The sequence below is a fragment of the Chitinophaga lutea genome, from assembly GCF_003813775.1.
Lineage (GTDB): Bacteria > Bacteroidota > Bacteroidia > Chitinophagales > Chitinophagaceae > Chitinophaga > Chitinophaga lutea.
Map to the genome: position 1 here is coordinate 2291225 of NZ_RPDH01000001.1, position 12977 is coordinate 2304201.

Here is a 12977-nt window from a genome sequence, read left to right on the forward strand (position 1 = left end):
CCATCTCCAGGGCTGACCGGTGTTGCAAGGAGCCTATTCCAATGCCTTCTTCAACAGATTGAATGTTTGCTGGTTGCCAGGGTTATCGAGCGCCCGCGCGATATCGAGCTTTTCCCGGCTGGTGAGGTGCAGGCTGAGGGCTGCTGCTTTTTCCGCCTGCTGCGGCACGTACTGGAAAATCACCCGTTTGAATTTCCCTGGGAAGTAGCCTTCCATGTAGTTGATGAGATGGTCCTGGTGAAAATCCTGCATGCTCATCCAGTGCGACTGCATGGAAAACAGCGGTTCGAAAATCAGATCGCTCAGGTCTTTTTTCTGTTTGATGGGGCTCACATCGTTTTTACGCGTATCGCGTATCTGCATGAATATCACGCCCGACGTGTTTTCGTTTATCCATTCCCGGAAAGTGTACAAAAAGCGGAGCGAGGTTTCCTGTCCGAAGTTGTCGCGGATGCCTGCATCCATTACGTCCACAATGGGTGTGCTGGGCAAAAACACGTTTGGCAGAATATACGGGAAGGTGGCGCTCATGCGGATGGCGCTCGTCACACGCAACTCGTCCGCATGCTGGCGCGAAAAGAACTGCACGAAATCCACCCCGTCGATATCCCGCACGGTGCGGGTAGGGTAGCGGTAATCCGCCGCGCAGAGATAACTCACCGGTTGCGGTGAAATATATAACCGGCGGCCGTCCGCGTTGAGCGTGGCGCACCATACCAGCAGCGGTATCTGTGCGTTAGCCTCCGCTTCGCGATAGGCGCTGATGGTTTTATTGAGCGCGTTACCTGTGTTGATGTTGAGCTGCATTTCAAAAGCAAACCCGCGGTCTTTCGCGTAGTGGTTTTTGCCGATGTTGAAGTTGCGGAAAGGGGTGATGAAATCGTTGACCGCGAACGAGCTGAAAACGGAATTGAGCAGGTCGCGTGAGATATTTTCCGTGTAGATGCTGTCGTAGAGGTTACGCCCCTTCAGCAGCCCCTGCTGATGCTGGAGATACAGTTCCCTGAAATAGGTGGCGCCCAGCATGCCGCCGGAGGCACCGGTCATAAGCACGGTATGGCGCAGCAGCCGGCCCTGCAGCAGGCTGTCGTACCGCTGCAGCACGTTCATCGTCCAGGTGGCGGACCGGCTGCCGCCTCCGCTGGTGTTGATGATAATCATTGGCGGTTTATGCCCGGCAGGGAATTTCGCCTTCCATTTTTCGAGAATCTGCAGGGTATGTTTTTTATCCGCGTCCGCGCGCGCTTCCGTGAAAAATTCCTGCAGATGCTGCACGCTGTACTGCGGCCGGTCCTGCTTGTCGCGGTAGTTAAGGCCATACGCCTTGTTGCGATTGTCTATCCACTGGTTTTTCACCATCCAGTTCAGCCCCAGGATGAGGAAGATGAGGATGGGAATTGCCCAGGTCTGGAAAACATACGCATAAGCGCCGGCGATGGCGATCAGGAAAGCGAAAAAGATCAGCACGCTGGCGCCGGCCGGTATCCTGAAGGCGTTGTAATCCATCAGGTAAGCCATGATCACGAGAAACACCAGGGCCAGCCCCACCGTGATAATGGCCGCGAAGTGGTGCTGCTTGAAAATATTATCGAGATAATGTTTGTTGTAGTGGTCTACATTCCTTGCCCGGCGGATGCGCCAGGGGCTCGCGAAGTAGTTGTGCACCGGGAGGGCGTTTTCGTCCCTTTCCTGGTGGGGGTTGAGCACCGTGCGCAGGAAATTGCGCGGGTTGCCGAATTTACGGCTGAGGCGTTTGCCGATATTTTTATCCGCGTTGAAAAAATAGAAGAAGGAAAAAAAGATCACCATCAGGAAACCGCAAATGAACCCTTCCGCCAGCAGGAGTATTTGCGGTACCGTGTTCAGTTCCTGCCAGCGCTGGTACTCCCATCCCCGCCAGAGCAGGTTCAGCAGGAAAAGGCCCGGAACGACGGCATTGTTGAGGCAGTACCGGAAGAAAGGCTGCGTGGTGGTAGCCAGAAACTGGAAGCGGCGGCTGTGCAGGATGAACGTGGTGATGTTCCAGCTCATGGTGAAAATGGCCGTGGCCACGCCCATCACGGTGGTGCTGTAGAAATTCACTTTACCCATGTATTCCGGGGCCAGGTACAGCGCATCGCCGCCAAACAGCTTCGCAAAGCCGCCGTTGATGGTGCTGAACAGAATAGCCCAGAAAATCAGCAGCACCTGGTACTTGCGGAAATGCAGCATCAGGAGCTGAACGGGGAAGGAATAAAAAAACCGTAGCCAGATTCTTTTCACACTTCAAAATAAACTAAAATTTTTTTAAATGTGTAAAAAGCGGAATGAGTTTACGCACGTGTCAGGAATCTACCCCATACGAGTACCATCAGCAGGGCCATTCCCGTGAACTGGTGGGCCAGTGCAAAGCCGAGGGGGATGCCGGTGCGGGTATTCAGCAGGGTGAGCACGCCGAGGAAAACCTGGAGGAGCACGGTCAGCAATGCAAGCATCCGTACGCCCGCGAGTTTGGGGAAGCGGGCCGTTTTCAGGAACCAGACGGCGATGAGAACGGTCAGGATGTAAGCGAGGCCGCGGTGGATGAAGTGGATGGTGATCACATTGTGGGTGATGGCGTCCCAGAATTTACCCGCAGGGAACAGGCCGCCGGGCCACCACATGCCGTTGATGGTCGGCCAGGTATTGGCGGCCAGTGCGGCGTGCAGGCCGGCCATGAATGCGCCGTAGATCAGCTGGATCACCAGCAGCCCGAGGATCCACCCCGAGAGGCGGCGCGCTGTCGGCGCTTCCGTAATATTTTCCGCCGGCACGCTCAGTTTCAGCGCAAACCAGAGGGTGTACCACAGCAGGCCGAGGGCCGCGATAAAATGGATAGCCAGCCGGATGTGGCTCACGTAAAGATTTTCTTCATTCAGGCCGCTCTGCACCATGATCCAGCCGATGGCGCCCTGGAGGCCGCCCAGCAGAAAAAGGATGATCATCGGGCCGATCATGCTGCGCTGGATTTTTTTCGTTACAACGAAATAAATAAAAGGCAGGGCAAACACAATTCCAATGAGGCGGGCCCAGTTGCGGTGCAACCATTCCCAGAAATAGATCCATTTAAAATCCGCCAGGGTAAAATGACTGTTGATGACTTTCGCCTGCCCGATTTCCTGGTATTTGGCGAACGCCTCCTGCCAGGCCGCTTCATTCATGGGCGGCAGTGCGCCCAGGATGGGCTTCCATTCGGTGATGGATAACCCCGAGCCGGTAAGGCGCGTAATGCCTCCCAGCAACACCTGCACAATAATCATCACCACGCCGGTGAAAAGCCAGATCACGATGGCTTTATTGCCTCTGTTTTGCTGCATTTCCATAAACCCTGCAAAATTAGGGTTAAATACCGGTGCCCGCGGATGATTTTTATCAATTCCCCGATCATTCCACCGGTTTTTGTAATTTTAGCGCGAACAAAAGCCATTCACTTGTTACTGCCATATTACCAGGATGTTTTAATGGAAGCCGGTTGCGATGAAGCCGGGAGGGGGTGTCTGGCAGGCCCCGTGTTTGCGGCGGCCGTCATACTGCCAAAAAATTTCCGCCATCCGCTGCTCAACGATTCAAAGCAGATGAAGGAACCCGACAGGAAGAAGCTCAGAAAGGTGATCGAAAAGAAAGCGCTGGCCTACGCGGTGGCGAGTATCGACAACGAGGAAATTGACAGGATAAATATCCTGAAAGCCTCATTCAAGGCGATGCACGAAGCTTTGGCACGATTATCGCTGCAGCCCCAAATGTTACTCATTGATGGGAACCGTTTTCATCCCTATGGCAATATCCCGCATACCTGCATCATACAGGGCGACGGAAAATATGCATCCATAGCGGCAGCGTCCATCCTGGCAAAAACTTACCGGGATGAATATATGCACCAGCTGCATGAGCAATTCCCATATTACGGGTGGAAGGAGAATAAAGGTTATCCGACCCGCTTTCACCGGGATGCAATCCGAAACCATGGCGATACGCCCTACCACCGAAGGACGTTCCGCTTGCTACCGGATGAGCAGCTCAGCCTGGACGGCGACGAGGAGGAAAAGTGGTAAAACTTAGGAACGAGCCATGTTAAAGCAAACGCAACAACAGAAACTATTACAGAAGTTATCGCCCCAGCAGATTCAGCTTATGAAACTGCTGCAGGTGCCTACTGCTGTGCTGGAAGAAAGAATCAAGGAAGAACTGGAGGAAAACCCTGCGCTTGAATATGGCGAAGACGGGCAGGAAGACGAGTTCAACAAAGAGGGCGAAGAGTTCGAAGCACCGGCGGAAGACGAGTTTGAGCCCGATGGCAGCGAAAACGAATATGACAACATCGATATTTCGGAGTACGTTTCCGAAGGCGATGACGAAATAGCGGACTACAAGCTCCGCGACGATAATTACCCTGAACAGGACGAGTCCAGGACCATCCCCGTGCGGGTGGAAACCACCTTTCACGATCACCTGCTCAGCCAGCTGGGCATGCAAACGCTCAGCGACCGCGAGCGCCGCATCGCTGAGCAGATCATCGGCAGCATCGACGACGACGGTTACCTGCGCCGCGAAACCGGTGCTATCGTAGACGATCTTTCTTTTTCCCAGAATGTCGACACCAACGAAGAAGAAATCCGCCAGCTGATCAAACTTATCCAGACGTTCGATCCGCCCGGCGTGTGCTGCACCGACCTGAAGGAATGCCTGCTGCTGCAGCTGAAGCGGAAAAACCCGGACGATCCGGGCGTGTCTACCGCCACCCAGATACTGGAAAATTACTTCGACGAATTCACAAAGAAGCACTACGAGAAAATACAGCGCTCCCTCAACCTGTCGGATGAGGACCTGCGCGAGGCCATCGGGCAGATCATCAAGCTCAATCCCAAGCCGGGCGGCAATTACAGTGTGCTCAACAAGGCGGAAAGCTATGTGATCCCCGACTTTTTTATCCTCAACAACAACGGCAAACTCGAATTGTCGCTCAACAGCAAAAACGCTCCCGACCTGCGCATTTCCGAAGGTTACCGCGAAATGCTGAAAGAATACGACCGGGGGGATAAAAAAGACAAGCGCCAGAAAGAAGCCGTACTGTTCATCAAACAGAAAATAGATGCGGCCAAATGGTTCATCGACGCTATCAAACAGCGCCAGCATACACTGCTGAGCACCATGGAGGCCATCATGAACTATCAGCACGAATTTTTCCTCACGGGCGATGAAACCACCATGAAACCCATGATCCTCAAGGACATTGCGGACATCACCCAGCTCGATATTTCCACCGTCAGCCGCGTGGCCAACAGTAAATACGTGCAAACCGAGTTCGGTACTTTCAAACTGAAATTTTTCTTCTCCGAATCCCTGTCTACCGACAGCGGCGAGGAAGTGTCTACCCGCGAGGTGAAAAAGATACTGGCCGACATGATCGGCGGCGAAAACAAACGCAAGCCGCTGAGCGATGAAAACCTGACCAAGATGCTGCAGGACAAAGGATATAACATTGCGCGCCGCACCGTGGCCAAATACCGCGAGCAGCTGAATATTCCCGTGGCCCGTTTACGCAAGGAACTATAATCACACAAAATTTTCATGGAAGAGCAGAAAGCACCCATTACTTTTTCGCCTGCCCTGCGGGCCGTTGCAAATGTATTTTCATATTTGCTGCATCCTCTTTTTATTCCCCTGCTCATTACCTTGATTGCGGTAACCGCGCTGCCCGAGTATTTTGTGGCGTTCAAGCAGAACAGTTTCCGTTTTACTTACGATGTGCTGTTTATCCGGGTACTCGTGACCTGTGTGCTGTTCCCGCTGCTGGTGGTGGCGCTGGCCAAAACGCTGAAGTTCGTGGACAGCGTGCAGCTGCAGGATCCGCGCCAGCGTATTATTCCCTATGTGGGCACGATCATTTTTTATTTCTGGGCGTTTTATACCTTCATCCGCGAAGGCGCCAGCCCTGATTTTTTCAATGCCTTTTTCCTGGGCATTTTTATCGCGATCGTCATTTCTTTTGTCGCCAATAACTTCGTGAAAATCAGCATGCATACCGTAGGCTGGGGCGGGGTGATCGGGTTTTTGCTGGCCCTGATGTGGGGCATGGGCATGAACGTGTCTGTTCCCCTGGCGCTGGCCTTCCTGCTGGCTGGTATCGCCGCCACTTCGCGGCTGGTACTGAGCGCCCATTCCACGGGTGAGGTGTACCTCGGCTTTTTCGTCGGCATTTCATCACAGCTGATCGCCTACTGGATAGTTGGATAGGCCTCCGTTTTGAGCCATCGTACGGTCCCCGGCGAACTTTTTTCGGCATTTTCCTGATATTTTTTCACTACGCAGATCCCCTGCGCAATGGGCGCGCACCTTTGTATTGTCCATTGCGTGTTACCCCAATTAAAGTTAAAACGCCGGATACTACAAAACTTAGCATCAAATAAAAAATGCTAAATTTTTTAGGATGATGTCGAAAAATAATTATACCTTGCATTACCATTAAATTTGAACAATAAATACTTACTACAATGTCAAACGCCGCAACAAACGCCGATAAACTGAAAGCCCTCCGCCTTACGATGGACAAGATCGACAAGGATTTCGGGAAGGGGTCTGTGATGATGATGGGGGAAAAGGGAGAGCATGTATGGGAAGTGATTTCCACGGGATCGCTGGGCCTGGATATTGCGCTGGGCGTTGGCGGTTTACCTAAGGGCCGTATCGTTGAGATTTACGGGCCCGAGGCTTCCGGTAAAACCACAATTGCCATTCATACCATCGCAGAAGCGCAAAAGAAAGGCGGTATCTGCGCCATTATAGATGCGGAGCACGCATTCGACAGCACCTATGCCCGCCGCCTGGGGGTGGATGTGGATTCCCTGCTGATTTCGCAGCCCGACCATGGTGAGCAGGCGCTTGAGATCGCCGACCGCCTGATTTTGTCCGGAGCGGTGGATGTAGTGGTGATCGACTCCGTAGCCGCGCTGGTGCCGAAAGGGGAGCTGGAAGGGGAGATGGGTGAAAGCAAAATGGGCCTGCAGGCACGTCTGATGTCCCAGGCACTGCGTAAACTCACCGCCACCATTTCTAAAACAAACTGCTGCTGCATTTTCATCAACCAGCTGCGTGAAAAGATCGGTGTGATGTTCGGTAACCCCGAAACAACCACCGGTGGTAACGCCCTCAAGTTCTACGCTTCCATCCGGCTCGACATTCGCCGTATGAGCCAGATCAAAGACGGTGACGAAGCAGTGGGTAACCGCGTAAAAGTAAAAGTTGTAAAAAATAAAGTTGCACCTCCCTTCCGCCAGGCTGAGTTCGACATTATATTCGGGTTAGGCGTATCCAAAGTGGGTGAGCTGATCGATATGGGTGTGGAATATGGAATCATCCAGAAAAGCGGCAGCTGGTTCAGCTACGAAGGCAACAAGCTGGGTCAGGGCCGCGACGCCGTAAAACAACTCCTGCTCGACAATCCTGAGGTAGCCACAGAAGTGGAAGCCAAAATCAAGGCAAAGCTGGCCGAGCAGCAAGCATAAAATCTTTAAACGTTAAATTAAACGTTTGTTTGGGTTAGTTTAGTAGAAGGTCCGTTTTCTAACGGACCTTTTTTGTATATGAGATTTTCAGCAGGGAGGGTTACGATAATTTTATCCTTTGCGCGGGCATTGCATTGGAGAGCATTGTTGTGAATGCCGCTGCCCGGGTGCGGAGCCACTCAGGTTCCTGAGATTTTGTGACTTCCCGGCGCTGATGAGCACGCTTTCCACCCACCTACTATGATTGCTCCGAAGCCGATGTTGTTTGGCCTCGTTTACCCATGCTTCATCTCCGCTTCAATGTACTGCTCCAACTGCCGCGCATTCTCGATCGCATAACCGTAAAAGTCGTTGTTGAAAAACACCCATACCCGGTGTTTGTCCCGCAGCCATTGCGCGCATTTGCGGGCGTAAGCCTTCATCGTCTGATGATGGTATTTCGATGCATAGAGTTTGCCCGGCCCGTGAAAACGCAGGTAAATATCTTTCGCCGTTACCAGCTCATGGTACGGAAAGGGCATCGCGGACTGGGCAATCACCAGTGAAATACCATATTGTCGTAATAATTCCACACTTTGTGCTTCCAGCCAGCTTTCGTGGCGTATCTCCAGGGCAAAAACGTAATCGCTGTATTGTTTTTGCAAGACGGTAAAAAAGTGCTCCGCCACCTCCCGCTTGAAGGGCGCATTGGCAGGCAATTGTACCAGAACAGGGCCCAGCTTTTCCTTTACCGGATCAAACACGGAAAAGAAACGCTCCAGGCTTTCCGAGGGATCGTTCAGTTTCTGGTAATGACTGATATACCGGCTGAGCTTGGGACAGAAGCGGAAGTCACCGGGCACGGCAGCTGCCCAGTTCAGGACGGTTTGCGCCCTGGGCAGATGATAAAAGCTGGTGTTGATCTCAACGCATTTAAACTCCCGGCTGAAATACGCGAGGTATTCCGTGGGTTTTAATGTTTCCGGGTAATACAACCCTTTCCAGTCTTTGTAACTCCACCCGGAGGTACCTATGTGCAGCGAATGGGCCAATGGTTTTTATCACAACCTATCTCAAGATTGATACCACGTCATATGCTGTTTCACAAACAGGTAAACCAGGCTCGCGGCTGGGCAGGTTAACGGGCCCTGTGGCCCAGCGCCGTCACTTTGTTGAGCCAAAGTTCGCGCTGCTTCTTTTTTAACCGGCGGAGGTTTGCAATAGTGGTGATTTTTACGGGCTTCACACCACAGAATTCCAGCGTTGCATTTTTCATGGCATGGTGACCGGCAGAGCGGTACACCAGCCAGTTATACCAGGCCGGACTGTCCATCGTCGTAATCAGCCGGGCCGTTTTCCCTTTCAGTAATTTGTCCCACAGCACGGAGCCCTGACGGTATTGAAATGTTTTGCCGGGTAAAAACAACCGGTCGATAAATCCTTTTAACAGCGCCGGCAAAGTACCCCACCAGGTGGGATATACCCACACCATGTGATGGCATTCCCGGATTTTCTCCCAGGCCATTTCCAGATCAGGTTCCCATGGGGTGCGCTGCTTGTAGCCATGTTGCAGCACGGGGTTAAATTGCAGGTGATTCAACGTGAGAAGGGTCACTTCGTGCCCGGCTTTTTCGGCGCCCTGCTTGTAAGCAAGGGCCAGGGCCTTGCTGTAGCTGTCGTTATCCGGATTGCCCTGGATGATCAGGATTTTTTTTGTGCTTTGCATAGCACAAAGATGCAGTGCGAAGACAATCCGTTTTTTTGACAAAAGGCAAAAAGCATATGGGTCGCTGCGCTGTAAAGGCATTCGTGTAGCGGAAAATATGTTGTAGATCGTGCGGCTGCCGGTCAATACCTGCTCCTGATGCGGCTGAGAGTGGCCTGTGTAATGCCGAGATAAGAAGCGAGGTACCCCAGTGGCGCCCGCTGTAGAAGTTCGGGGTTAGTGGTTTCCAGTTCCCGGTAACGTTCTTCCGCGGTTTTGAACCGCAGCGAACGAAGGCCAGCTTCCTGTTCGAGGTAATACCGGGTGATCATCAGCCTCCCGAGGCGTTCGATTTCATGAAAGTCGTTATACAACGCTTCCAGGTCGCTGAAGGCGATAGAGATGATTTCACTCTCTTCGAGCGTTTCTATATTGTAAAACGAAGGTTCATGGCTCAGCAAACCATCCAGTGCGCAGATCACGCAGTTTTCAAGACCAAGGGCGGTGGTGACTTCTTTCCCCTTATGGCGGTAGAAGCTGCGGAGCATCCCTTTGCCGACGATGTACAAATGGGTGGCCATGCGCTGTTGTTGCTGGAGCAGGTGTTTGCGGGGAAATTTTTCAAGCACCAGGCAATTGCAGATAGCCGCTGCGGCATGGGGCGATAAAGGTGTGACGGAAGAAAAAAACCGGAGCAGCGTGTCGATCGCCGATGTTTGAAAGGTAGTGGCAGCCATACCGGCAAGTTAAGAAGAATGTATTATTTTACGTTGTAATGCGTGACTATTATAGCATATTGGGAGTGAGTGAGCATGCTGCTCAGCACCAGATCAAAAGCGCGTTCAGGAAACTCTGTATGGAGTACCATCCTGATAAAACAGGGGGCAATAAAACACTGGAGGAAAAGTTCAGGCAGATACTGGCAGCTTACGAAGTACTGGGTGACCCAGCCAGCAGGTCCCGTTACGATCAGCGCTTGGCCTGGCAACGTTCTGCCGCCGCCAGCCGGCCTGCAGCGGAGCAACCTGTTTATACATCGCCTCCTCCGCGGCAACCAGCTGCGCCACCGGTTCAGGCAGACAAACCGGTAAATATGCCGCGCAAAGCCATGCTGTTCACCGCGGTAGGGTTGTGTTTCTTTTTTGTACTGCTTTATTTTTTCGGGCCGGCGCCGAAAGATCCGAATGCGCCGGATGAAAACGCCGTCACACCGCCACCTGTGATCAGTTCGCTATTTCCAAAGGCCACCGATGAAGATCCCTTTGTTCTGCTGCCGGGGCAGGAGCGCCAGCGGCTCGGTGCCATTCTCGCAGGCAGCGATACAACACACCGTTTCGTGAATATGGATGCGGATGACATTCCGGAGCTGGTGGCGGGCGGATACCTGTTTGCCACAACAGACGGTGAAACCTACCGGCTTGTTTTTCATTACGACGGCGCCATGTATGTGCAGCAAAACCTGCTATACCTCTACTTCAACGACCTGCTGGGGGCATACCGCAGCTGTTACCGCTGTGCCGTGGCGGGACTGCCGAATGATGAGTCGATCGCAGAAATCAGGATGGTGTACGATAGCGGGCGCGTGGTTTTCCCTGAACATGATAAATACCGGAGTATCGCCATTCTTGAAAACCTGCAGCACCTCTTCAAAAAAGGTATTCCGCCAACAGACAGCCGGGGCCACGACGATGGAACGCGGAAAGAATTGCTGCGCCATTTCATCGCTTATCACTTTAATCAGCGCGATCCCGCCGTCACGAAAGCGCTTTTTGAGCAACTGTACACCGGAACGGATAAAGAGACTATCCGGCGTGATCTTGCCGGCATGGTCGATGTGCTGGAAAAAAGAATAACCTCCGCCGCTGCAACGCAGTGACGAAGGTTATTGAAGAGCCACCCATCGGGATCGAACCGACGACCTGTTATTTACGAAACAACCGCTCTGACCAGCTGAGCTAGGGTGGCAGCTATATAAAAGTAATAATTTATTCGTTTTCTTCTGTCGAATTTACTTCGGAATTCAGGGTTTCCCACAGCATGTCTTTCAGTTCCTGGAGGCCCGTTTGGGTGATGGAACTGATGAACACATGCGGCACATCCTTTGGCAATTCTTCTGCAATGGCGGCTTTGAGCTCATCGTCGAGCATATCGCTTTTGCTGATGGCGATCAGGAACTGTTTATCAAGCATTTCAGGGTTGTACTGCTCCAGCTCATTCACCAGGATGTTAAATTCTTTGCGGTGGTCTTCACTGTCTGCCGGTATCACGAACAGCAGCACGGCGTTGCGCTCGATGTGCCGAAGGAAACGGTGCCCGAGGCCTTTGCCTTCGTGGGCGCCTTCGATGATCCCGGGGAGATCGGCCACGCAAAACGAGCGGTCGTCGCGGTACTCCACCATGCCCAACTGCGGGGTGAGGGTGGTGAAGGCGTAATTGGCGATTTTGGGTTTGGCTGCGGTGATAGACGACAACAGGGTGGATTTGCCCGCATTGGGGAAACCTACCAGTCCCACATCGGCCAGCACTTTAAGTTCCAGCAGCTTCCAGCCTTCCCGCCCCGGCTCGCCAGGCTGGGCGTATTCCGGCGCCTGGTTGGTGGGGCTTTTAAAATATGCGTTCCCGCGGCCACCCTGGCCACCGGGCATAAAAATAATCTCTTCGCCATCGTGCATCACTTCCGCTTCCACCTCGCCGGTTTCTTCGTCGCGCACGATGGTGCCTAGGGGCACTTCTATCACGATATCCCTGCCCATAGCTCCGGTACAGTTGTCACCGCTACCGTTTTCGCCGTTTTCCGCGAGCACATTTTTGTACCAGCGCAGGTGCAGCAGCGTCCACAGCTGGGCGTTCCCCCGGAGAATGAGGTGCCCTCCACGGCCGCCGTCGCCGCCGTCGGGGCCGGCCAGGGCCTTGAATTTCGTGCGCATAAAGTGGCGGCTGCCCGCGCCTCCGTGGCCGGATTTACAATATACCCGTATATAATCTACAAAGTTCTCCATATCTCATTGTGCCCCAGCGGGCGTTAAAAGCAAAACGCAAAGATCGTAAAGTTTGGCCTTACATGATCTTTGCGTAGCAATATGTTTAAAATGCGGTCCTGACTATACCCTCACACCAATCAGCTCATCCAGTTCCTTGGACAGCAGTTCAAAAGTAGATTCGATGGAACCGTCACCCTTGATGCGTCTCAGTTTGCCGAATTTGGCATAGTGATCGGCCACGGGAGCGGTTTTGTTATGATATTCCACGATGCGGTTTTTCACCACTTCTTCGCTGGCATCGTCCGGTCTGCCAGAGGTTTTGCCACGGTCGAGCAGGCGGCGGATCAGTTCGTCCTCCGGCACTTCCAGGCTCAGTACCACAGAAATGGGGGCTTTTTTAAGCGCCAGCAGTTTATCGAGTGCTTCGGCCTGCGTGGTATTCCGGGGAAATCCGTCGAAAATAAAACCACGGGCTTCGGGATTCGCGTCCAGCATGGAGCTGATCATCCCTATCACCACCTCATCAGGCACCAATGACCCCTGGTTCATCAGCTTCTGCGCTTCCAGCCCCAAAGGTGTGCCCGCCGCAATCTCCTTACGCAGCAAGTCGCCGGTGGAGAGGTGGAGCAATCCGTATTTCTCAATAATGTTGGCACTCTGGGTTCCCTTCCCGCTTCCTGGAGGGCCAAATAAAATCAAATTGACCATGTTTCTTCGGTAATGATTCATAAAACAGGCATTGCCGCCCGCGTGAAAACTACATGTACAGTTGTAATTCCGATAACTTTCTTA

General features: G+C 52.8%; 12 protein-coding genes and 1 tRNA gene. 5 read left to right on the forward strand and 8 right to left on the reverse strand.

The genetic code is table 11. From position 1 onward, the window contains the following. Positions 1 to 33: 33 nt before the first annotated feature. Both EGT74_RS09245 and EGT74_RS09250 read right to left on the reverse strand, forming a co-directional pair. Entirely contained in the window at positions 34 to 2262 is a 2229-nt protein-coding gene (locus tag EGT74_RS09245; RefSeq protein ID WP_123846223.1) for a patatin-like phospholipase family protein, read from the reverse strand. Positions 2263 to 2312: 50 nt separating this feature from the next. Further along, positions 2313 to 3341, reverse strand: a complete 1029-nt coding sequence (locus EGT74_RS09250; protein WP_123846224.1) for a COX15/CtaA family protein — start codon at positions 3339 to 3341, stop codon at positions 2313 to 2315. Between the two features lie 39 nt (positions 3342 to 3380). Between EGT74_RS09250 and EGT74_RS09255 the strand changes: the two genes are divergently transcribed. The 4 genes from EGT74_RS09255 (at position 3381) to recA (ending at position 7520) form a co-directional block, all read left to right on the forward strand. Continuing rightward, complete coding sequence (locus tag EGT74_RS09255; protein WP_246008160.1) at positions 3381 to 4070, forward strand: ribonuclease HII; 690 nt, start codon at positions 3381 to 3383, stop codon at positions 4068 to 4070. A gap of 16 nt (positions 4071 to 4086) precedes the next feature. Continuing rightward, the gene (gene rpoN / locus EGT74_RS09260; RefSeq protein ID WP_123846225.1) at positions 4087 to 5571 is read left to right on the forward strand and encodes an RNA polymerase factor sigma-54; all 1485 of its coding nucleotides are present in this window, start codon (positions 4087 to 4089) and stop codon (positions 5569 to 5571) included. 15 nt (positions 5572 to 5586) lie between these two features. Continuing rightward, a complete protein-coding gene (locus EGT74_RS09265; protein WP_123846226.1) occupies positions 5587 to 6252 on the forward strand; it encodes a hypothetical protein in 666 nt (221 codons plus the stop codon). 257 nt (positions 6253 to 6509) lie between these two features. Continuing rightward, positions 6510 to 7520, forward strand: a complete 1011-nt coding sequence (gene recA, locus EGT74_RS09270; protein WP_123846227.1) for a recombinase RecA — start codon at positions 6510 to 6512, stop codon at positions 7518 to 7520. Between the two features lie 275 nt (positions 7521 to 7795). On the opposite strand, the gene EGT74_RS09275 is transcribed toward recA, so the two are convergent. The 3 genes from EGT74_RS09275 to EGT74_RS09285 all read right to left on the reverse strand — a co-directional run bounded on the left by EGT74_RS09275 (position 7796) and on the right by EGT74_RS09285 (position 9941). After that, positions 7796 to 8551, reverse strand: coding sequence for a DUF72 domain-containing protein (locus EGT74_RS09275; protein ID WP_123846228.1), 756 nt, complete (start codon positions 8549 to 8551; stop codon positions 7796 to 7798). An 86-nt stretch (positions 8552 to 8637) separates the two neighbouring features. Then, a complete protein-coding gene (locus tag EGT74_RS09280) occupies positions 8638 to 9225 on the reverse strand; it encodes an NAD(P)H-dependent oxidoreductase (RefSeq protein ID WP_123846229.1) in 588 nt (195 codons plus the stop codon). A gap of 122 nt (positions 9226 to 9347) precedes the next feature. Further along, the gene (locus EGT74_RS09285) at positions 9348 to 9941 is read right to left on the reverse strand and encodes a Crp/Fnr family transcriptional regulator (protein WP_123846230.1); all 594 of its coding nucleotides are present in this window, start codon (positions 9939 to 9941) and stop codon (positions 9348 to 9350) included. A gap of 38 nt (positions 9942 to 9979) precedes the next feature. Here EGT74_RS09285 and EGT74_RS09290 point away from each other — a divergent pair, with 38 nt between their 5' ends. Then, entirely contained in the window at positions 9980 to 11080 is a 1101-nt protein-coding gene (locus EGT74_RS09290) for a J domain-containing protein (RefSeq protein WP_123846231.1), read from the forward strand. A gap of 15 nt (positions 11081 to 11095) precedes the next feature. Here EGT74_RS09290 and EGT74_RS09295 read toward each other — a convergent pair. The 3 genes from EGT74_RS09295 to EGT74_RS09305 all read right to left on the reverse strand — a co-directional run bounded on the left by EGT74_RS09295 (position 11096) and on the right by EGT74_RS09305 (position 12893). Beyond that, positions 11096 to 11169, reverse strand: a tRNA-Thr gene (locus EGT74_RS09295). Between the two features lie 20 nt (positions 11170 to 11189). Then, the gene (gene obgE / locus EGT74_RS09300; protein ID WP_123846232.1) at positions 11190 to 12203 is read right to left on the reverse strand and encodes a GTPase ObgE; all 1014 of its coding nucleotides are present in this window, start codon (positions 12201 to 12203) and stop codon (positions 11190 to 11192) included. Positions 12204 to 12305: 102 nt separating this feature from the next. Beyond that, positions 12306 to 12893: an adenylate kinase gene (locus tag EGT74_RS09305; protein ID WP_123846233.1), complete on the reverse strand. Its 588-nt coding sequence runs from the start codon at positions 12891 to 12893 to the stop codon at positions 12306 to 12308. Positions 12894 to 12977: the final 84 nt, after the last annotated feature.

Coding starts and splice junctions, on each gene's coding strand:
- EGT74_RS09250 (WP_123846224.1), bottom strand. CDS start 3,341: ATGGAAATGCAGCAAAACAGAGGCAATAAAGCCATCGTGATCTGGCTT.
- EGT74_RS09255 (WP_246008160.1), top strand. CDS start 3,381: ATGATTTTTATCAATTCCCCGATCATTCCACCGGTTTTTGTAATTTTA.
- rpoN (WP_123846225.1), top strand. CDS start 4,087: ATGTTAAAGCAAACGCAACAACAGAAACTATTACAGAAGTTATCGCCC.
- EGT74_RS09265 (WP_123846226.1), top strand. CDS start 5,587: ATGGAAGAGCAGAAAGCACCCATTACTTTTTCGCCTGCCCTGCGGGCC.
- recA (WP_123846227.1), top strand. CDS start 6,510: ATGTCAAACGCCGCAACAAACGCCGATAAACTGAAAGCCCTCCGCCTT.
- EGT74_RS09280 (WP_123846229.1), bottom strand. CDS start 9,225: ATGCAAAGCACAAAAAAAATCCTGATCATCCAGGGCAATCCGGATAAC.
- EGT74_RS09285 (WP_123846230.1), bottom strand. CDS start 9,941: ATGGCTGCCACTACCTTTCAAACATCGGCGATCGACACGCTGCTCCGG.
- EGT74_RS09290 (WP_123846231.1), top strand. CDS start 9,980: ATGCGTGACTATTATAGCATATTGGGAGTGAGTGAGCATGCTGCTCAG.
- obgE (WP_123846232.1), bottom strand. CDS start 12,203: ATGGAGAACTTTGTAGATTATATACGGGTATATTGTAAATCCGGCCAC.
- EGT74_RS09305 (WP_123846233.1), bottom strand. CDS start 12,893: ATGGTCAATTTGATTTTATTTGGCCCTCCAGGAAGCGGGAAGGGAACC.